This is a genomic window from Chelatococcus composti, assembly GCF_014201415.1.
GTDB classification, from domain to species: Bacteria; Pseudomonadota; Alphaproteobacteria; order Rhizobiales; family Beijerinckiaceae; genus Chelatococcus_A; species Chelatococcus_A composti.
On the sequence record NZ_JACHEH010000002.1, the window covers coordinates 131,762 to 151,141 of the forward strand.

The 19,380-nt window shown below is 70.1% G+C and carries 18 protein-coding genes; 7 read left to right on the forward strand and 11 right to left on the reverse strand.

Annotated elements, in window-relative coordinates:
* From pdeM to HNQ73_RS03925, 3 genes are read right to left on the reverse strand one after another with little or no spacing between them, the layout of a single operon-like run.
* Positions 1–699, reverse strand: a complete 699-nt coding sequence (pdeM, locus tag HNQ73_RS03915) for a ligase-associated DNA damage response endonuclease PdeM (RefSeq protein ID WP_183332485.1) — start codon at positions 697–699, stop codon at positions 1–3.
* A gap of 5 nt (positions 700–704) precedes the next feature.
* Positions 705–3,188 (reverse strand): ligase-associated DNA damage response DEXH box helicase, encoded by a 2,484-nt coding sequence (locus HNQ73_RS03920; protein WP_183332487.1) that lies wholly within the window; start codon positions 3,186–3,188, stop codon positions 705–707.
* Between the two features lie 60 nt (positions 3,189–3,248).
* Positions 3,249–4,196 carry a class I SAM-dependent DNA methyltransferase gene (locus HNQ73_RS03925; protein ID WP_183332489.1) on the reverse strand — a complete coding sequence of 316 codons (948 nt, stop codon included), beginning with the start codon at positions 4,194–4,196 and terminating at the stop codon, positions 3,249–3,251.
* 128 nt (positions 4,197–4,324) lie between these two features.
* Here HNQ73_RS03925 and HNQ73_RS03930 point away from each other — a divergent pair, with 128 nt between their 5' ends.
* The 3 genes from HNQ73_RS03930 to HNQ73_RS03940 are packed head-to-tail and all read left to right on the forward strand — an operon-like array spanning position 4,325 to position 7,544.
* Positions 4,325–5,374, forward strand: a complete 1,050-nt coding sequence (locus HNQ73_RS03930) for a ligase-associated DNA damage response exonuclease (RefSeq protein WP_183332491.1) — start codon at positions 4,325–4,327, stop codon at positions 5,372–5,374.
* Entirely contained in the window at positions 5,371–7,059 is a 1,689-nt protein-coding gene (locus HNQ73_RS03935) for a cisplatin damage response ATP-dependent DNA ligase (protein ID WP_183332493.1), read from the forward strand. Before HNQ73_RS03930 ends, HNQ73_RS03935 begins: the two co-directional genes overlap by 4 nt.
* The gene (locus tag HNQ73_RS03940) at positions 7,056–7,544 is read left to right on the forward strand and encodes a secondary thiamine-phosphate synthase enzyme YjbQ (RefSeq protein ID WP_183332495.1); all 489 of its coding nucleotides are present in this window, start codon (positions 7,056–7,058) and stop codon (positions 7,542–7,544) included. The genes HNQ73_RS03935 and HNQ73_RS03940 overlap by 4 nt, the downstream gene beginning before the upstream one ends.
* Here HNQ73_RS03940 and HNQ73_RS03945 read toward each other — a convergent pair.
* The gene (locus HNQ73_RS03945; protein WP_183332497.1) at positions 7,523–9,034 is read right to left on the reverse strand and encodes a hypothetical protein; all 1,512 of its coding nucleotides are present in this window, start codon (positions 9,032–9,034) and stop codon (positions 7,523–7,525) included. The two genes, HNQ73_RS03940 and HNQ73_RS03945, sit on opposite strands and share 22 nt — an antisense overlap.
* A gap of 190 nt (positions 9,035–9,224) precedes the next feature.
* On the opposite strand from HNQ73_RS03945, the gene HNQ73_RS03950 reads away from it, so the two are divergent.
* Complete coding sequence (locus tag HNQ73_RS03950) at positions 9,225–9,905, forward strand: response regulator (protein WP_183333298.1); 681 nt, start codon at positions 9,225–9,227, stop codon at positions 9,903–9,905.
* A 4-nt stretch (positions 9,906–9,909) separates the two neighbouring features.
* Here the strand turns inward: HNQ73_RS03950 and HNQ73_RS03955 are convergent, their stop codons facing one another.
* The gene (locus tag HNQ73_RS03955; protein WP_183333300.1) at positions 9,910–10,851 is read right to left on the reverse strand and encodes an alpha/beta hydrolase; all 942 of its coding nucleotides are present in this window, start codon (positions 10,849–10,851) and stop codon (positions 9,910–9,912) included.
* A gap of 157 nt (positions 10,852–11,008) precedes the next feature.
* On the opposite strand from HNQ73_RS03955, the gene HNQ73_RS03960 reads away from it, so the two are divergent.
* Both HNQ73_RS03960 and HNQ73_RS03965 read left to right on the forward strand, forming a co-directional pair.
* Positions 11,009–11,275, forward strand: a complete 267-nt coding sequence (locus HNQ73_RS03960; protein ID WP_183332499.1) for a DUF6460 domain-containing protein — start codon at positions 11,009–11,011, stop codon at positions 11,273–11,275.
* A 5-nt stretch (positions 11,276–11,280) separates the two neighbouring features.
* Complete coding sequence (locus tag HNQ73_RS03965) at positions 11,281–12,633, forward strand: MATE family efflux transporter (protein WP_183332501.1); 1,353 nt, start codon at positions 11,281–11,283, stop codon at positions 12,631–12,633.
* A gap of 4 nt (positions 12,634–12,637) precedes the next feature.
* On the opposite strand, the gene HNQ73_RS03970 is transcribed toward HNQ73_RS03965, so the two are convergent.
* Positions 12,638–13,723 carry a quinone-dependent dihydroorotate dehydrogenase gene (locus tag HNQ73_RS03970; protein ID WP_183332503.1) on the reverse strand — a complete coding sequence of 362 codons (1,086 nt, stop codon included), beginning with the start codon at positions 13,721–13,723 and terminating at the stop codon, positions 12,638–12,640.
* The gene (locus HNQ73_RS03975; RefSeq protein WP_183332505.1) at positions 13,723–14,064 is read right to left on the reverse strand and encodes a DUF952 domain-containing protein; all 342 of its coding nucleotides are present in this window, start codon (positions 14,062–14,064) and stop codon (positions 13,723–13,725) included. The genes HNQ73_RS03970 and HNQ73_RS03975 overlap by 1 nt, the downstream gene beginning before the upstream one ends.
* A 200-nt stretch (positions 14,065–14,264) precedes the next feature.
* On the opposite strand from HNQ73_RS03975, the gene HNQ73_RS03980 reads away from it, so the two are divergent.
* Positions 14,265–14,894: a S24 family peptidase gene (locus HNQ73_RS03980; RefSeq protein WP_183332507.1), complete on the forward strand. Its 630-nt coding sequence runs from the start codon at positions 14,265–14,267 to the stop codon at positions 14,892–14,894.
* An 89-nt stretch (positions 14,895–14,983) separates the two neighbouring features.
* Here HNQ73_RS03980 and pnp read toward each other — a convergent pair whose 3' ends face one another.
* The 4 genes from pnp to rbfA form a co-directional block, all read right to left on the reverse strand.
* Positions 14,984–17,140 (reverse strand): polyribonucleotide nucleotidyltransferase, encoded by a 2,157-nt coding sequence (pnp, locus tag HNQ73_RS03985; protein WP_183332509.1) that lies wholly within the window; start codon positions 17,138–17,140, stop codon positions 14,984–14,986.
* A gap of 310 nt (positions 17,141–17,450) precedes the next feature.
* The gene (gene rpsO, locus HNQ73_RS03990; protein WP_183332512.1) at positions 17,451–17,720 is read right to left on the reverse strand and encodes a 30S ribosomal protein S15; all 270 of its coding nucleotides are present in this window, start codon (positions 17,718–17,720) and stop codon (positions 17,451–17,453) included.
* Between the two features lie 177 nt (positions 17,721–17,897).
* Positions 17,898–18,914, reverse strand: a complete 1,017-nt coding sequence (gene truB / locus HNQ73_RS03995; RefSeq protein ID WP_183332514.1) for a tRNA pseudouridine(55) synthase TruB — start codon at positions 18,912–18,914, stop codon at positions 17,898–17,900.
* Positions 18,915–18,934: 20 nt separating this feature from the next.
* Positions 18,935–19,363: a 30S ribosome-binding factor RbfA gene (rbfA, locus tag HNQ73_RS04000; RefSeq protein WP_183332516.1), complete on the reverse strand. Its 429-nt coding sequence runs from the start codon at positions 19,361–19,363 to the stop codon at positions 18,935–18,937.
* Positions 19,364–19,380 lie beyond the last annotated feature (17 nt).

Consider the following 19,380-nt stretch of genomic DNA (forward strand, 5'->3'; position numbering starts at 1 on the left):
TCAGTCCGGCAGCAGCAGGGGCCAGCCGATGGCGTAGAGCCGCTGGCCCAGCACAAGCGCCGTCACGCCGTCGGGAAAGAGCGGCCGGAAGGCCGCGTCACGCAGGTTGAGCCCGCCCGTCAGCGCGCCAAGCGCCGGCATGACGATGCGACGCGCCCCGGCAGCGAAGCAGCGCCGGCGCACGGAGCGGCCAGTGAGCCGGACCCTGGCAGCCGGATGCAGGTGGCCGACGATCTCCGCCGTGCCGTTGTCCCCGGGCGCGTGCCGCAGCACCACGTCGGCAAGGCGCAGCTCCGCCGCACGCTCCCCGCCGGCGGCGCGCGGCACCTCGGGGTCGTGGTTGCCCGTCACCCACAGCCAGTCGCGCCCGCTCTGCAGCGCCGCAAGCGCCTCGCGATCGCGCACCTCGAGGCGGGCATGGGCACCGGCATCGTGGAAGCTGTCGCCGAGCGCGACGACGGCGCGCGGCGCGTAGCGGGCGACGAGGCGCGCCACGACGGCAAGCGTGGCGCGCGTGTCGTATGGCGGCAGGAAAACGCCACGCCCCGCAAAGGAGGAGGCCTTCTCCAGGTGCAGGTCGGCGACGACGAGCATCCCCTCGTCCGGGATGAAGAGCGCGCCGGCAGGGTCGGCGACGAGATCGAGGCGCCCGAGGCGCAGCACCTGCGCCTCGCCCGCCGGGATAGCCTCGCCACCCATCGCGTTCACCGCATCGCCTCTTCCATCATCGCCGCCTCGGCCTCGGCCAGCATATGCTCGGCCGCCTCGCCGTAGACCATCTCGCGGCCAATCTCCAGCATCACCGCCACCGACAGCGGCGAGAGGTGATCGAGCGGCGCATGCACGATTCGCCCGGCCACGCGCACCAGCATATCGCCGAGCCTCCGCACGTCGAGCAGCCCCGTTGCGGCATCGGCGCGCGCCGCACGCAGGAGGACGTGGTCGGGCTCGTGCCGGCGCAGCACGTCGTAGACGAGATCGGTCGACATGGTGACCTGCCGGCCGGTCTTCTCCTGCCCCGGAAAGCGCCGCTCGATCATGCCCGCGATGATGGCGCAATGGCGGAAGGTGCGCTTCATCAGCGCCGATTCCGCCAGCCAGTCCTCCAGGTCGTCGCCGAGCATGTCGGGGGCGAAGAGATCGGCGAGCGACAGCCGCCCCTGGGTGACGGCGAGGCCGATGTCCGCGGTGCCCCAGGCGGCGAGGCCATAGTCGTTGGCAACGAAGCCGAGTGGCCTCAGCCGCGCCCGCTCCAGGCGGCGCGTCAGCAGCATGCCGAGTGTCTGGTGCGCGAGCCGCCCCTCGAAGGGATAGGTGACGAGATAGTAGCGCCCGCCGCGCGGAAAGGTCTCGACCAGCAGCTCCCCCGGTCGCGGCAGGCGCGACTTCATCTTCTGCGCCATCAGCCAGTTGGCCACAGGCTTCGGCAGACGGTGCCAGTCGTCGGGGTTGGCGATCATGTGGCGCACGCGGCTGGCCAGGAAGCTCGACAGGGGAAACTTGCCGCCGGCATAGGAGGGAACCTTCGGGTCCGTGCCCGCCGCCGTGCGCGAGGCGATAACCTCGTTCTCGTGGATGCCCTCGAAGCGCAGCACCTCGCCGGCGAAGACAAAGGTATCGCCCGGCGTCAGCCCCTCCGCGAAATATTCCTCGACCTCGCCCAGCACGCGCCCGCCGCGCACCACGGTCATGCCGCCCGCCCGGCGCGGGCGGGCGAGGCGCACGCGCAGCATCGGCTCCTCGACGATGGTGCCCACGTTGAGCCGGTACTGCTGGGCGACGCGCGGGTTGGCGACGCGCCACAGCCCATCCTTGCCCCGCACGATCCGCGCGAAACGCTCGTAGCTCCTCAACGCGTAGCCGCCGGTGGCGACGAAGGCCACGACGTCGTCGAAATCCCGCCGCGACAGGCCGGCATAGGGCGCTGCGCCGCGTACCTCCTCGTAGAACGCATCGGCGTCGAACGGCCCGGCGCAGGCCCGGCCCAACACGTGCTGGGCGAGCACCTCGAGGGCGCCGGTGCGCGCATCCGGCGTGTCCTGTGCCGCCTCGGCGACGGCATCGAGCGCCGCCCGGCATTCCAGCACCTCGAAGCGATTGGCCGGAACGAGGAAGGCCTTCGACGGCTCGTCGAGACGGTGGTTGGCGCGGCCGATGCGCTGCATCAGCCGGCTCGCCCCCTTGGGCGCACCAACATTGATGACGAGATCCACGTCGCCCCAGTCGATGCCGAGGTCCAGCGTGGACGTGCAGACGACGGCCTTGAGCCGCCCCTCGGCCATCGCTGCCTCGACGCGCCGCCGCTGGCCCGCATCGAGTGAGCCGTGGTGCAGCGCGATGGCGAGGCCGTCGTCGTTCAGCCGCCACAGCTCCTGGAAGACGAACTCGGCCTGCATGCGCGTGTTGACGAAGACGAGCGACAGGCGATGGTCGCGGATCGCCCGGTAGATCTCTTCCATCGCGTGCAGCGCCGTGTGGCCGGCGAGCGGCGGGGCGAGACGACTCTCGAGGATGCCGATGTGCGGACGCGCGCCCTCCTTCACGGTAATGATGTCCGGCGCGGCAACGCCCGCGCGCTGCGGGACGAGATAGCGCGCCAGCACCTCCGGCTCCCGCACCGTGGCCGAGAGGCCGACCGTCGTCACCTGCGGCGCGAGCGCGAACAGCCGCATGAGGCCGAGCGACAGCAGGTCGCCGCGCTTGGAGGTGACGAGCGCATGCAGCTCGTCCAGCACCACCCGTCGCAGGCTGGCGAAGAACGTCTCGGCCTCCCGATGGGCCAGGAGCAGCGCGAGCTGCTCGGGCGTCGTCAGGAGGATGTGGGGCGGGCGGGCAATCTGCCGTGCGCGCTTGTGGGCCGGCGTGTCGCCAGTGCGCGTCTCGATCTTCACCGGCAGCCCCATCTCCGTCACCGGCGCCTCGAGGTTGCGCGCGATGTCGACGGCGAGCGCCTTGAGCGGCGAGATATAGAGCGTGTGGAGGCCGGCCCGGTCCGGCGCCTGCGCCAGCTCGACGAGGCTCGGCAGGAAGCCCGCGAGCGTCTTGCCGGCGCCGGTCGGCGCCACGAGCAGGGCAGAGCGGCCCGCCCGTGCGCTCGCCAGCAGGTCGAGCTGGTGCCGGCGCACGTGCCAGCCACGCCCGGCGAACCAGGCGGTGAAGGCAGGCGGCAGGGCAGCCGCAGTGGGCACAGCAGCAGGCTCGGTCACGCCCAAGAGGTAGCGAGTCGCGGGCGATCCGTCACCTCGCCATCAGGCGCCTTCGCCGGGCTTCGCTGCGGCGAGGACCACACCCTCGACTGGCTTGCCGGCGTCGTGCCGCAAGACGGCGGGCTGGCACCGGACGGTCTCGAGGCCGGCATCGGCGAGCAGCCCCTGCAGGTGCCGGGTGCCGTGCGCGAAGCGCATGTCCTCGCCGAGCACACAATCCAACGACCCATCGGCGGCGGCCTGGGTGGTGAAGAGGAAAAGGCCACCGGGAGCGAGCACCCGGGCCGTGGCGGCGATCACGGGGGCGAGGTCGCCGATGTAGATCACGACGTCGGCCGCAAGCACCAGATCGGCGCTGCCCGGCGCCTCCGCCTCCAGAAATGCGGTGAGCTCGGCCACCGCGAGCCGGTCGTAGCAGCCGCGCCGGCGTGCCCGGTCCACCATGCGCGGAGAAAGGTCGCAGCCGGCGAGAACGTCGACGTGAGGACGCACCACCTCGCCCATCAGCCCCGTGCCGCAGCCGAGGTCGAGCCCGTGGCGGAAGCGCGGCTCGCGGCCGCGCTCGCGGCACAGGTCGAGGAGCGTCTCGCGGAGAAGCTCCGGCCCACGGTAGGCCAGCTTCTCGCGCAGGTGGGCGTCGAACTGCCCGGCATATTCGTCGAACAGCGCCCGCACATAACCGACGGACATGGCGTTTTCCGCCGGCAGGGCCCCGAGGCGGGCGAGACGAAGCCCCGCCCCCAGCTCGTCGTCGGGAGAAAGCTTCAGGGCCGTCGCGAAGGCCTCACGCGCCTCGTCGGTGCGGCCAAGCGCAGCGAGCGCGTCGCCGAAGCCGACCCAGGCCGGCGCCCACTCCGGCACCTGGCGAACCGTGTCGGCAAGGAGATCGGCCGCGGCCTGCCAGTCCTTCTCCTCCATCAGCGTCTTGGCAAAGGTATAGCGTCTGTCGACGATGAGATCGCCGGAAGTGGTCAGCTTCGTTAGCTGCATGGATGGCGAGAAACGTGATGAGGAAGGCGCGGGAAAAAAAGCCTGCGCCCGGCTTCCGTCAAGGGGAAAGTGAGGGCCTCGGGAGCCGCCGGCTTAAAGAGCGCGCGGCGAGCGACTATCTTCGTTTCATGCAGGCGCGCGACATCCTCTCACTGACCCCGGCCGGGCTCTATTGTCCTCTCGCGGATGTCCACATCGACCCGCTGCGCCCGGTGCCGCGCGCGCTGATCACGCACGGACATTCCGACCATGCCCGTGCCGGACACGGCGCCGTGCTGGCGACGGCCGAGACGCTCGCCATCATGGCCGCGCGCTACGGCGAAAGCTTCTGCGGCTCGGCGCAGGCGGTACGCTATGGCGAACGGGTGACGCTCGGCCCGGTGGGCGTCACCTTCCTGCCGGCGGGCCACGTGCTCGGGTCGGCGCAGATCCTTCTCGAGGCGGGCGGCCTGCGCGTCGTCGTCTCGGGCGACTACAAGCGCGCCGGCGATCCGACCTGCCCCCCTTTCGAGCCCGTGCGCTGCGACGTCTTCATCACCGAGGCGACCTTCGGCCTGCCCGTCTTCCGCCATCCAGACGCCGGCGGCGAGATCGACAAGCTGCTGCGCTCGCTCGCGCTCTTTCCCGAACGGGCGCATCTCCTCGGCGCCTACCCGCTCGGCAAGGCGCAGCGGCTCGTCGCCCTCATGCGCCAGCGCGGCTACGACCGGCCGGTTTATCTGCACGGGGCCATGGAGCGGCTGATGCAGCTCTACGAAGCCTTTGGCATCCCTCTCGGCGACCTGCGGCGGGTCGAGCCCGGCAGCCGCGAGAGCCTCGCTGGCGCGGTCGTGCTGTGCCCGCCGGGCGCGCTGCAGGACCTGTGGGCGCGGCGCTTCCCCGACCCCGTTACCGCCTTCGCTTCGGGCTGGATGCGCGTGCGCGCCCGCGCCCGCCAGCGCGGCGTCGAACTGCCGCTCGTCGTCTCGGACCACGCCGGCTGGGATGAACTGTGCAGCACGATCCGCGAGACCGGCGCATCCGAGGTCTGGGTGACGCACGGGGCGGAGGAGGCGCTGGTGCACTGGTGCACGCGGGAGGGGCTCGCGGCACGGCCCCTCCACATGCTCGGCTACGGCGACGACGAGGCAGAGGCGGAAGCCGTCGCGGAGACGGCCGGCGCGGAGCCTGCGGCATGAACCACTTCGCCGAGCTGCTCGACCGGCTTGCCTTCGAGCCACGCCGCAACGCCAAGCTGCGGCTGATGGAGGACTTCTTCCATACCACGCCGGACCCGGAGCGCGGCTATGCTCTCGCCGCCCTCACCGGCGGCCTGTCCTTCCGCAACGCCAAGCCCGGCCTAGTGCGCGCGCTCATCGCAGAGCGGACCGACCCGGTGCTCTTCGCCCTTTCCTATGACTATGTCGGCGACCTGTCGGAGACCGTCGCCCTCATGTGGCCCGCGCCCGCACCCGGCGGCGCCGGGCACAACGCTGCGCCGCCGCGCCTCTCTGACGTGGTCGAGGGCCTGTCCCAGACGGCGAAGACGGAGCTGCCCGGCCTCATGGCGCGCTGGCTTGACGCGCTCGACGAAACCGGGCGATGGGCGCTGCTCAAGCTCATCACGGGCTCGCTGCGCATCGGGGTCTCGGCCCGCCTGGCCAAGACAGCCGTCGCGGCCCTTGGCGGCGTCGATCCCAACGCGGTGGAAGAGCTGTGGCACGGGCTCTCCCCGCCCTACGAACCGCTCTTCGCCTGGCTCGAAGGCCGGGCGGAACGACCGGAAAGCCTCGTCGTCGCGCCCTTTCGCCCGCCGATGCTGTCACACCCGCTCGACGAGGAGGAATTCTCCCGCCTCGACCCGGCCGATTTCTGCGCGGAGTGGAAATGGGACGGCATCCGCATCCAGGCCGTGCGCGAGCTGACGGCCGACGGGCGGCGCGTGGTGCGCCTCTATTCCCGCACCGGCGAGGACATCACCGCTTCATTCCCCGACCTGTGCGAGGACCTCCTGGCGCAGGAGGCCTTCGTCGGCACCATCGACGGGGAGCTCCTCGTCCTGCGCGCCGGGCGCGTCGAGAGCTTCAACGTCCTGCAGCAGCGCCTGAACCGCAAGGCGATCACCCCGCGCCTGATGCAGGAATTTCCGGCGCATATCCGCGCCTACGACCTGCTTGCCGAAGGCGGGGAGGATCTGCGCCCCCTGCCCTTCGTCGAGCGGCGCCGGCGGCTCGAGGCGCTCGTCGCCCGCCTCGCCGGCCGACGCGTGGACCTCTCACCGCTGGTGCCCTTCGCAAGCTGGGAGGAGCTGGCCATGGCGCGCGCCCGTCCGGGCGAGGCGGGCGCCGGCATCGACGCCGAGGCCGTCGAGGGTGTCATGCTCAAGCGCCGCGACAGCCCCTATGTTCCGGGCCGGCCAAAGGGCCTGTGGTACAAGTGGAAGCACGATCCGCACCTCGTCGACGCGGTGCTGATGTATGCCCAGCGCGGCCACGGCAGGCGCTCCTCCTACTATTCCGACTACACCTTCGGCCTGTGGCGCAGCGGGCCCGAAGGGGACGAGCTGGTGCCCGTCGGCAAGGCTTATTTCGGCTTCACCGACGAGGAGCTGAAGGAGCTCGACCGCTTCGTGCGGCGCGAGACGGTCAACCGCTTCGGCCCGGTGCGGGAGGTGATCCACACGGGCGAGCGTGGCCTGGTGCTCGAGGTCGCCTTCGAGGGGGTGCAGCAGTCAACGCGCCATAAATCCGGCATCGCCATGCGTTTTCCCCGCATCAACCGCATCCGCTGGGACAAACCGCCGCGCGAGGCCGATCGTCTCGACACTCTCGCCCGCCTCCTGCCGCGCGGGGAACGGGCGACGACGAAGGCAGGGAAGACATGACGCAACGCGAAGCCATTGAAACGACGCCCCTCTTCGCCGGCCCCGTGACGCGCCACGCCAGCGCGCGCCTTCTGGTGCGCACGCGCGGGCCCGGCTTCACCGACATCACCCAGGCGATCCGGCGCTGGCTGGCCACGAGCGGGATCGCGGACGGCCTCCTCACCGTCTTCTGCCGCCACACCTCCGCCTCGCTGACCATCCAGGAGAACGCCGACCCGGACGTGCGCACCGATCTTGCGGCAGCGCTCGAGCGCCTCGCACCGCGCGGGGAAAGCTACGTGCATGCCATCGAGGGGCCGGATGACATGCCCGCCCATATCCGCACCATGCTGACCGACACCGCGCTTGCCGTGCCCATCGTCGCCGGGCGGCTCGCGCTCGGCACGTGGCAGGGCATCTATCTCATCGAGCACCGCGACCGGCCGCATGCGCGGGAGGTGATCGTCACGGCGTCCGGCGCGGCTCAGGACGACGCGAGCGCCTGACCGGCGGCGGCACCCCGCGCGCGCGACAGCGCGAGGCCGAGCGCCATCACCACAACCGCCCACGCCGCCGCCCACAGGGGTGCCGTATCGCCCAGCGCCCCTACAGCGCGGGCGAGCGCCGGCGAACCCGCAACGAGCGAGGGCAACAGCGCAGGCAACTCAGCCACGGCCACGATCGCCGCCGCGCCGAGGATGGCGAGCGCGGCCGTCCATCCCCGCCCGCCGGGCAGCAGCGCAAAGGCAAGCCCCGGCAGAAGGGCCGCCGCCGAGACGCCGAGAAGCAGGTTTACGGCCACGGCCGGGGCGATGCCCCCCGCCAGCGGAATGGCGGCCGCGGCGCCCCCCAGGGCGGCGAGGACAGCGAGCCGCGCGATGATGGTCTTGCGCGCCGTGGAGGCGCGCGGTGCGACGACCCGGTAGACATCGCGCGACAGGACGAGACCGAGATTGAGGCCGAGCGCGGCGACTCCCGCCAGCATCGTCGCCAGATGCGCGACCGACGACATCTGCCGCAGCAGCCACGAGCCCCCGAGCAGGGACTGCGGCAGATAGACCTCGGCGGTATCGGCGACGAGGACAACTGCGGCGAGCACCACAGCCGCCCGCAGCGACACACGGCCGGCGAGGCCCCTGCCCGGCACAGCGGCGGACAGGCCCGTCACGAGAGGCAGGGCGGCGACGCCGAACATGACGACGAGGAAGGCCGTCACGCCGCTCTCCTGCGCCGGTCCGCCGGCGAGCCAGGCGAACCGTGCCGCGCCCGCCGCTGCAACGGGCAGCACCGTGTCCCCCCCCGAGCGGACGCTCTCGACGAAAGCGTGCCACCAGGTGGCAAGGAGCGTCGCGGCCAGAAGTCCGGCGAGGCCGGCGAGAAAGCCGCCCTGCACGGCCAGCACCGCCGCGACCGCCCGCAACCCGCCCACCATGGCTACCAGGGCGCAGAGCGCCAGGACGAGGCGCAGCGCGGCGGGATAGCCAAGGCCGAGCGACTGGGCGAGCACGAAGGCCGCGTCCTGCAGCATCAGGACGAGCGCGACGAAGAGGACGGGCACGAGGACGACGACGGCGGCAGCACGCGCCGGCCAGCCGAAACGCCCGGCAAGGGTGCCGGCAGGCGTCGGTGCCGCGGTGCGATGGAGAAAGGGCGCGAGGGCCGCATGCAGCACAAGCCCCGCGACAGCCCCCCAGCGCAGGGCGGGCGCATTGCCGGCCAGCACGACGAGTGCCAGCACCACGACCGGCAGCGCGAGCGTGGCCACGGCCGCCGGCAGGCTGCGGTCGGCGGCATCGAAGGTGGCGAGGCTCATCGTGCGCGCCGAGAGCCCGACGAGAAGGGACAGCACGAGCGGCAGGCAGAGCAGCACGGGCGTCAGCAGCGCACCAGGCACGCCGACCCGCTCGAGCAGCCACATGAGGCCGACGAGGGAGGCCACCGCCGCCGCCAGCAAGAGGCGCTGTGCCTGACCGTCCGGTCTGCCGCCTGCCGTCATGCCGCGCCTCCCGCTTCAGCCCTCGTCTGCTGCATCTTCGTGTGACACGACCCAAGACCCATGGCAAACTTCCGTGTAACTCCGTGTCACGAGGCGCGGCGACTGCACGGATTGCCTCAGCAGGTGCGGAACCGACGAAGGCAGGACTTGCCGACCCGTCGTTTCCCGGCGAAAAATGGCCCGGCAAAGCATGGGGTGGGCCGTGAGCGATTCCGCAGCACGCATCATCATAGCAGACGACCATCCGCTGTTCCGCGGCGCCTTGCGCCAGGCTCTGGCGGGTGTCGTTGCCGGCGCGACCATCGTCGAAGCCGGCTCATTCGATGAAATGTGCGCCGCCCTCGGCGCAGTCTCTGCCGACCTCGTGCTGCTCGACCTTGCCATCCCCGGCGTGCAGGGTTTCTCAGGCCTGATGTACCTGCGCGCCCAGCATCCCGACATTCCGGTCGTCATCGTCTCTGCCAACGACGACCCGTCCGTGATCCGCCGCTGCATCGATTTCGGCGCCGCCGGCTTCATTCCCAAGGCGCTCGACGCCGAGGAGATGCGCACCGCGATCCGCACCGTGCTCGCCGGCGACCACTGGACACCGGCCGACATCGACCTCTCCGCGCCCGTGGACCGGGAGACGAGCGAACTCGTCAAGCGGCTTGCCAGTCTCACGCCGCAGCAGGTGCGCGTGCTGATGATGCTGTCCGAGGGCTTGCTCAACAAGCAGATCGCCTACGAGCTGTCCGTCTCCGAGGCCACCGTGAAGGCCCACGTCTCGGCCATCCTGCAGAAGCTCGGCGTCGAGAGCCGCACGCAGGCCGTGATCGCCGCCGCGAGGATCGTCGCGGCGGGGCAGGTGCCCACGCCGAGCGCCGCCTGACAGCCTAGAGCGAGGCGACGAACGCCTCCATGCGCGCCAGCGCCTGCTGCGTCAGGCCGATGTCGAAACGCGTGAAGACGTGGCAGCCGCCCGGCCAGACCGCGAGCTCGCTGCGGTTGCCCGCGGCCGCCCAGCGCGCCGCCATGAAGAGCGAATCATCGAGGAGCGGGTCGCGCGTGCCGATGGTGAACAGCGCCGGCGGCAGGCCCGCGAGATCGGCATGGATCGGCGAGACGTCGGGCGAGCGCACGTCGCCCTCCCGGCGCAGGAAGCCCTGCACGAACAGGAAGATGTCCCGCGTGTTGAGGATGAGCTTCTCATCGCCCCAGCGCCGGACGCTCGGCGTCAGCGCAAGATCGTAGACACCCGCGATGAGATTGGCGCCGGCGAAGGGCAGCAGGCCATGCCGGCCCCTGAGGCGCAGCAGCGTCACCACCGATAGATGCGCCCCGGCCGAATCGCCGCCGATGATGAAGCGCCCGGTGCCGAAACGCTCGCGCCCCTCGCGCACCAGCCACAGCGCCGCCGCCTCGCAGTCGTCCGGTCCGGCCGGATAGGGATGCTCCGGCGCCAGGCGGTAATCGACCGACACGGCGGCGAAGCCGAGCCGCTCGGCAAAGAACTCGAGGAAGGGGTCCTGCTCGTCGGGAGCGCCCAGCATCCAGCCGCCGCCGTGGATGTGGAGGAAGACGCCGCGCGGCTCCTCGGGCGCGATGATGCGCAGGGCGAGCGGCCCGCCCGGCCCCTCGATGGTGATGGTCCGGGCCCGCGGGCTCTTCGGCGCCGGCGGAAAGGGGCCGAGCCCCTTGGCGCGGTTCTCGCGCACCACGGCGGGTGGGGCGCTCCACTGGTCGGGCGCGCCAGTGAGCCGGGCGAGAATGTCGGCGTTGAGGGCCGCCGTCTCTGGGTCGACGGCATCGGGATGGAAGAGGCGAGGATCGAGCATCGGGATCTTGCGCGCGAGGAAGGGATCGTCCATGTGGTGAAAGGCGCGGCGGCATGACCGCACACGCACAACGCCGGCAGGTGCCGGTGCGAGGAAACCACGCGAGGCCGGCCTGGTCCAGAGCGAAGGACGGCCACGGCAGACGAAGGATCGGACCATGGCGAACGGCTCGCTTCAGCGCTTTCTCGGCGGCTCGCCCCTGTCCGTCCTCGTCAAGCTGATCTTCCTGTCGATTCTTGTCGGCGCCATCATGGCCTTCCTCGGCATCACACCGCTCGGCCTCGTCGACGGCATCGTCGATTTCATCCGTCGCGTCATCGGACGCGGCTTCGAGGCCGTGCGCGAGGTCGGCCAATGGCTGCTTTACGGTGCCGTCATCGTCGTGCCCGTCTGGCTGATCGTGCGCCTGTTCGGCCGCCGGTAGCCGCCATGGCCACTGCCATCGCCGATCCGGCAGGCGCCCCACGCCGCATCGAGGCGACCCATCGGCGCATCGTCCTGCTGGCGCTGCCGATGACGCTGTCGCATGTGACGACGCCGCTGCTCGGCCTCGTCGATGCGACGGTGATCGGACGGCTGGGCGAGGCGCACCTGCTCGGCGCCGTTGCCATCGGCGGCGTCATCTTCGATTTCCTGTTCTGGAGCTTCGCCGCACTGCGCATGGGCACGGCCGGCCTCACGGCCCAGGCCTATGGACGGGGCGACGACCGGGAGCTCGATCGCGTGCTCGCCCGCGCCCTGGCTATCGCGGCCGTGGCGGGCGCCATCCTCGTGCTCCTCAAATGGCCGATCGGCCTTGCCGCCTTCGCGCTGGTGGGGGCGAGTGACGCCGTGACCCAGGCCGCCTGGGCCTACTATGATGTGCGTATCTGGTCGGCGCCCTTCGCCTTCGCCAACTTCAGCATCCTCGGCAGCGTCATCGGCCGCGGCCGCACCGACCTCGGCCTGCTGCTGCAGGTGACCATAAACCTCCTCAACATCGTCCTCACGCTCATCTTCGTCGGGCTCGGCCTCGGCGTCACGGGCGCTGCCCTCGGGACGCTGCTGGCTGAGGCGGCGGGAGCAGGACTTGGCCTCCTGCTGCTGGCGCGGCTCGGCTCCCGCCCCTTCGCGGTGTCGCGGGCAGACCTCCTTGAGCGGGACAAACTGCTCGCGATGCTCGGCCTCAACGCCGACATCGTGGTGCGCACCGTCGCCCTGCTGCTCGCCTTCGGCATCTTCTCGGCCTACGGCGCCCGCCAGGGCGACGTGACGCTGGCGGCGAACGCCGTGCTCTACAACATGTTCCTGATCGGCGGCTATTTCCTCGACGGCTTCGCCACCGCCGCCGAACAGCTGTGCGGCCAGGCGCTCGGCAGCCGAGACGCGCACGGCTTCCGGCGGGCGACAGGGCTCGCCCTGTTCTGGTGCCTCGTTTTCGGCGCCGGCAGCTCGCTCGCCTTCTTCGCCTTCGGCCACAGCTTCATCGACTTCGTCTCAACGAATGCCGAGGTCCGCGCCATGGCGCGCGATTTCCTCGCCTTCGCCGCCCTCACGCCCGTCGCCGGGGCGGCGGCCTTCACCTTCGACGGTGTCTATATCGGCGCAACATGGGGGCGGGCGATGCGCAACCTGATGATCGCCGCGTTTGCGATCTTCCTCGCGACCTTTCTTGCCCTGCTGCCGCTCGGCAACGCCGGCCTGTGGACGGCGCTCCTCGTGTTCCTCGCCGTGCGCGGCATCGGCCAGGGCCTCTTCTTCCCGCGCCTCGCCCGTGCGGCCTTCACCCCCGCGGCCGGCTGAAGGCTCAGGCCTTGAGGGCAAGGTCCGCCGCGTTGCGGCCGACGACTGGCAGCAGGCTGTCGAGCCCCTCGCGCGCGAGCCGCTCGCACAGCCCCGCCTTGATGTCATGCACCAGGTTCGGCCCCTTGTAGACGAGGCCCGTGTAGAGCTGTAGCAGCGTGGCCCCGGCGGTGATCTTGGTCCAGGCCGCCTCGGCCGAATCGATGCCTCCGCCGCCGATGAGCGGGAAGGCGCCCTCCACCCGCTGGTAGGTGGCCGCGAGCATCGCCGTGGCAAGGGGGAAGAGCGGCTTGCCGGAGAGGCCGCCGGCCTCCTGGCCGACATCCGTCTCCACGAGACCGGGCGGGCGCGTCACCGTCGTGTTCGACACGATCAGCCCGTCGATGCCGCGCCGGCGCGTCACCGCCACCAGCGCATCGAGCTCCGGCAGCGTCAGGTCCGGCGCGATCTTGAGGAGCACCGGCCGGCGCCCGTGCGCCTCGGCCACGCTGTCGCGCATCTCGATGACGCGGGCCAGAAGCTCATCAAGCGCGGCAGCATGCTGCAGGTCGCGCAGGCCGGGCGTGTTGGGCGAGGAAACGTTGACGGTGAAATAGGCGGCATAGGGCGCAAAGGCGCGGATGCCGGCCACATAGTCCGCCACCCGGTCCTTCGTATCCTTGTTGGCGCCGATGTTGACGCCGACGAGGCCGGGACGATTGCCACGGCGGGCGAGCCGCGCAACCCCGGCCGCATGCCCCTCGTTGTTGAAACCGAAACGGTTGATCACCGCCTCATCGCGCACGAGGCGGAAGAGCCGCGGCCGGCGGTTTCCGGGCTGCGGGCGCGGCGTCATCGTCCCCACCTCGACGAAACCGAAACCGAGGCCGAAAGCCCCGTCGACGGCCTCGGCATTCTTGTCGAAACCCGCAGCAAGGCCGATGGGGTTGGGAAAGTCGAGGCCGAAGGCCCTGACGGCGAGGACGGGCGCATCCGTCTCCGGCGCCGCGACGGGCATCATCGAAAGAACACGAACGGCGAGGCGGTGGCTGGTTTCGGGATCGAGGGCGAACAGCGCGGGCCGCGCGACGGTTGCGAGAAACGACAACATCACAGGCCGTCCGGAAACTGATGGCGTCCGTCCGCGCCCAGCGGCAGCGGCACGACCGAACGAACCGCCGAAAGGGCGAGGGGACCGTAAAGGTGCGGAAAGAGCGCTCCGCCACGCGACGGCTCCCAGCGCAGCGCCTCACCCAGGGCGGCAGCCTCGACGGCCACGAGGACAAGGTCGTCCTGGCCGGTGAAATGCTTCTCCGCCGTCTCGCGGACCTGCTCGGCCGTCGAGAAATGAATGAAGCCATCCGCGACATCGACCGGGGCGCCGGCGAACACGCCGGCAGCCTCCGCCTCGGCCCACATCTGCCGCGGACAAATCTTGTACACCAACGCCACTACAAAACTCCTGCGCGCACGTCTCGCTGTAGGGGCTCGCGCGGCGAAGATCAATCTGCACAAAACGGTATTCAAAGGTTGTTGCGGCAAGATTTCGCACGAGACAATGAGGGCAATAAGTCCTATAGTTAGACTGTCATCCTAACGCGGCGGAGTGCCCCGCTGCGCGATGCACCATTTCCGCGAAGTGGGAGGTGGGCATGCTGTCGCACGAATCGATCTGGAACGCGATCGACGCTCTGGCGTCCCGTTATGGTCTCAGCGCCTCGGGGCTGGCGCGCAAGGCCGGCCTCGATCCGACAGCCTTCAACCGCTCCAAGCGCATTGGTGCGGACGGGCGCCCGCGCTGGCCCTCGACCGAGTCCATCGCCAAGGTGCTCGATGCCACCGGCGCAACGATCGACGACTTCCTGTCGGTGGTCCGCCAGCAGGAGCAGGTGCCTCACCGGACGATACCGCTCATCGGTTTTGCCCAGGCCGGGCGCGGCGGCTTCTTCGATGACGGCGGCTTTCCGGTCGGCACAGGCTGGGACGAGGTGTCCTTCCCCGACGGCATCGACGAGAAGGTCTATGCACTCGAGATCTCCGGCGACTCGATGATGCCGCTCTATCGCGACGGCGACATCATCATCGTCTCGCCGACATCAAGCGTGCGGCGCGGGGACCGGGTCGTGGTCAAGACCACTGACGGCGAGTTCATGGCCAAGGAGCTGAAGCGCCGGACGGCCCGCACGGTGGAGCTGCGCTCGCTCAACCCCGAGCACGAGGACCGCTTCCTCCCCGTCAGCGACATCGCCTGGATGGCGCGCATCATCTGGGCGAGCCAGTAGGGACCACGCAAGCGAAAGCCGCCGGATTGCTCCGGCGGCCCCTGTCGTCCGACCAGCCGGGCAGCACCCGGCCGGTTTTTCGGCCAGCCTTACTCGGCCACCTTCTCGGCGTCCGAATTCGAGTCCGCCTTGGCCTTGGCCTCGAGGTCCTCGCCGGTCTCCTGGTCGACGGCCTTCATCGACAGGCGCACCTTGCCGCGCTCGTCGAAGCCGAGCAGCTTGACCTTGACCTTCTGGCCTTCCTTGACGACATCCGTCACCTTCTGCACCCGCTGGGCCGCGAGCTGCGAGATGTGGACGAGGCCGTCGCGCGAGCCGAAGAAGTTGACGAAGGCGCCGAAGTCCGTGGTCTTCACCACCGTGCCCTCGTAGATCACGCCGACTTCCGGCTCGGCCGCGATGCTCTTGATCCAGTTGATCGCCGCCGTGATCGACTTGAGGTCGGACGAGGCCACCTTGACCGTGCCGTCGTCGGAGATGTCGATCTTGGCGCCGGTCTTCTCCACGATCTCGCGGATGACCTTGCCGCCCGAGCCGATGACCTCGCGGATCTTGTCCTGCGGGATCTTGATGGTCTCGATGCGCGGCGCGTACTGGCCGAGCTCGGCGCGGGCGCCGGAGAGGGCCTTCGACATCTCGCCGAGGATGTGCATGCGCCCGGCCTTCGCCTGCTCGAGGGCGACACGCATGATCTCCTCGGTGATGCCGGCGATCTTGATGTCCATCTGCAGCGCGGTCACGCCCTGGTCGGTGCCCGCGACCTTGAAGTCCATGTCGCCAAGATGGTCCTCGTCGCCGAGGATGTCCGTCAGCACCGCATAGCGGTCACCCTCGAGGATGAGGCCCATGGCGATGCCGGCCACCGGGCGGCGCAGCGGCACGCCCGCGTCCATCAGCGACAGGGAGGCGCCGCACACCGTCGCCATCGACGAGGAACCGTTCGACTCGGTGATCTCGGAAACCACGCGGATCGTGTAGGGGAACTCGTGATGGGGCGGCAGCATCGGGTGGATGGCGCGCCAGGCGAGCTTGCCGTGGCCGATCTCGCGGCGGCCGGGCGAACCCATGCGGCCTGTCTCGCCCACCGAATACGGCGGGAAGTTGTAGTGCAGCAGGAAGGTTTCCTTGTAGGTGCCTTCCAGCGAGTCGACGAACTGCTCGTCGTCACCCGTGCCGAGCGTCGCGACGACCAGCGCCTGCGTCTCGCCGCGGGTGAAGAGCGCCGAGCCGTGCGTGCGCGGCAGGAAGCCCACTTCCGCCTGGATGGGACGCACGGTCTTGACGTCGCGCCCGTCGATGCGCGTGCCGGTGTCGAGGATGTTCCAGCGCACGATCTTGGCCTGGACGTCCTTGAAGACGGCCTTGACCTGCTCGGCGTCGAAGCGGGCCTCGCCCTCCTCCGGGCAGAGCGCTGCCAGCACCTTGGCCTTGGCGGCGTCCACCGCGGCATAGCGCTCCTGCTTCTCGACGATCTTGTAGGCGTCGCGCAGGTCCGCCTCGGCGATCTCGAGGACCGCCTTCTCCACCTCGGAAAGGTCCGCGATCTCGAGCTGGCGCGGCTCCTTCGCCGCCTTCTCGGCCAGGCTGATGATGGCGTCAATGACCGGCTGGAAGTGCTTGTGGCCGTACATCACGGCGCCGAGCATCACGTCTTCCGGCAGCTCCTTGGCCTCCGATTCCACCATCAGCACCGCATCGGCCGTGCCGGCGACGACGAGGTCAAGGTCCGAGCTCTCCATCTCGGCGAGCGTCGGATTGATCTTGTACTCGCCGCCGATGTAGCCGACCCGCGCCGCGCCGATGGGGCCGGTGAAGGGCACACCCGACAGGGTCAGGGCCGCCGAGGCCGCCACCATCGAGACGATGTCAGGATCATTCTCGAGGTCATGGCTCACCACCGTGACAATGACCTGGGTGTCGCAACGCCAACCCTCGACGAACAGCGGGCGGATCGGGCGGTCGATGAGGCGGGAGACCAACGTCTCGCGCTCGCTCGGCCGGCCCTCGCGCTTGAAATAGCCACCCGGGATGCGGCCGGCCGCGTAGGCCTTCTCCTGATAGTTCACGGTCAGCGGCATGAAGTCGACGCCGGGCTTCGGCTCCTTCGCCGCCACCACGGTGGCGAGCACGGTCGTCTCGCCATAGGTCGCGAGCACGGCGCCGTCCGCCTGGCGGGCGATGCGACCGGTCTCGAGGGTGAGCTTCCTGCCGGCCCAGTCCAGTTCCACGCGTTGGATGTCAAACATGTCTTTTCTCTCATGGTCGGGCCATGTGGTCGACGCCATGAGCAAGACGGCGAGAAGCTACCCGGCCCGCCGGCCCTGGGGGGCGCGAACGGCGGGAAGCGTCTGGCGATCCTGCCATGGTCGTCAGCCTGGCCGGTTCGCGGCCCCTCCCCGTGGAAGGGCCTGACGCAGAGCCGGGGGAATGCATCGACATGCAGCTGTCCTCCCGGCTCGAGGTGCCGCGCCCCGGGGGCGCCGCACCGGTCTTGGGCCGCGTCGCCCAGGACGCGGCGGCAAAATGCCCGGAGCGCGGACGCTCCGGGCAGAGCCTTCAGCGACGAAGGCCGAGACGCTCGATGAGAGCGCGGTAGCGGGCCTCGTCCTTCCTCTTCAGGTAGTCGAGCAGCGAACGGCGCTGCGAAACGAGCTTGAGAAGGCCACGCCGGGAATGGTTGTCCTTGGTGTGGACCTTGAAGTGCTCGGTCAGGTTGACGATGCGCTCCGTGAGGATCGCAATCTGCACTTCCGGAGAGCCCGTATCGTTCGGTTCGCGGGCATATTCCTTGAGGAGCGCCTGCTTGCGCTCGGCCGTGATCGACATCGGTTCGTCCTTTCGCTTGAGGTTATCGATACCACCGCCGCTCACGCGGGAGGCGGCTTGCCGCCGGCCGGGCCGGGATGTCGTCCAGCGCGGTCGGGTCGGCATGCTGCGCGCGGGGCATGCCCCACGCGAAGCGGTCTCTATATACCGATTGTCACGCCAACACCAGAGCGGCCGTCAGCGCGCCTGCGGCAGGTTGAAGATGCGGCGCGGATGCAGCTCGCCATGTTCGATGTCTCCGAGCGCCACGAGCGTGCCGTGGGCGAACACCGCCACGCAGCCCTCGTCGAGCGGCGCATCGCGGCCGCGCAGCAGCACGGACTGGCCGCGCACAAGCCGTCCGGCGTCCGAGCGTGAGACGGCGACCTGCGGCAGCGCGGCGAGGCCGACTGCCACGGGCTTCAGTCCCTTCTGCGCCCGCGTCACCTCGTCGAGCTCCTCGAGCTCGCGCAGCGCCTCGATGGAAATACCGTCCGCCTCCTCGAAGGGACCGACGCGCGTGCGCCGCAGCGTCGCCACATGACCGAGGCAGCCGAGCGCCCGGCCGAGGTCGCGCACGATGGCCCGAACATAGGTGCCCTTGCCGCACTCGGCGGCGAAGACGCTGGTCTGACCGTCGTGGGACACGAGGCTCAGGCGGTCGATCTGCACAGGGCGCGCCTGCAGCTCCACCACCTCGCCGTCGCGAGCGAGGTCATAGGCGCGCTCGCCGTCGATCTTGATGGCCGAGAAGCGCGGCGGCACCTGCATGATGGTGCCCGTGAAGCGCGGCAGCAGCGCCTCGATGGCCGCCCGGTCGGGCCGCACATCGCTGGTGGCCACCACGTTGCCCTCGGCGTCGTCGGTGTCGGTCTCGGCACCCCAGCTCACGGTGAACGAATAGGCCTTGCGCCCGTCCATGACGAAAGGGACGGTCTTCGTCGCCTCGCCCAATGCCACGGGCAGGATGCCCGAGGCGAGCGGGTCGAGCGTGCCGGCGTGGCCCGCCTTCTTGGCGTTGAAGATGCGCTTGATGACGGCGACGGCATGGGTCGAGGTCATGCCGACGGGCTTGTCGAGCACCACCCATCCGTGAACGTCGCGCTTCTTCGGGCGCGGCGGCCGCGGCCCCCGCTGGCCCTCGCGCGCCTGTAGGCTGCCTTCCCCTGCGCCCTGCGCCGTGCCGACGCCACGCTGTTCCTTGTCCTGGCTCATCGAGAGGTGATCCGTTGCCGTCAGGCTTCTTCGTCATTGTCGCCCGCACCTTCGGGACGGGCGAGGTCCCTGCGGACCTTCTCGCTCTGCAGGAGCGTGTCGATCCGCTGCGCCTCGTCGAAGCTCTCGTCGAGACGAAAGCGCACGTCGGGCGCGAACTTGAGGTTGACGCGGCGCGCCAGCTCCCCGCGCAGGAAGCGCCGGTTGCGGTCGAGCGCGGCCAGCACCTCCTTGGCGTCCTGCCCGCCCAGCGGCATCACGAAGATCGTCGCTAGCCTGAGGTCGGGGCTCATGCGCACTTCCGGCACGGTGATGACGTGCGAGGTCAGCACCTCGTCCATCACCTCGCCGCGGGCGAGGATGTCGGCAAGGGCGTGACGCACCGCCTCGCCGACACGCAACTGGCGCTGGGACGGCCCGGCGCCCTTGTCGAAACGTGATTTGGCCATGTCTTCTTCCCGGGATC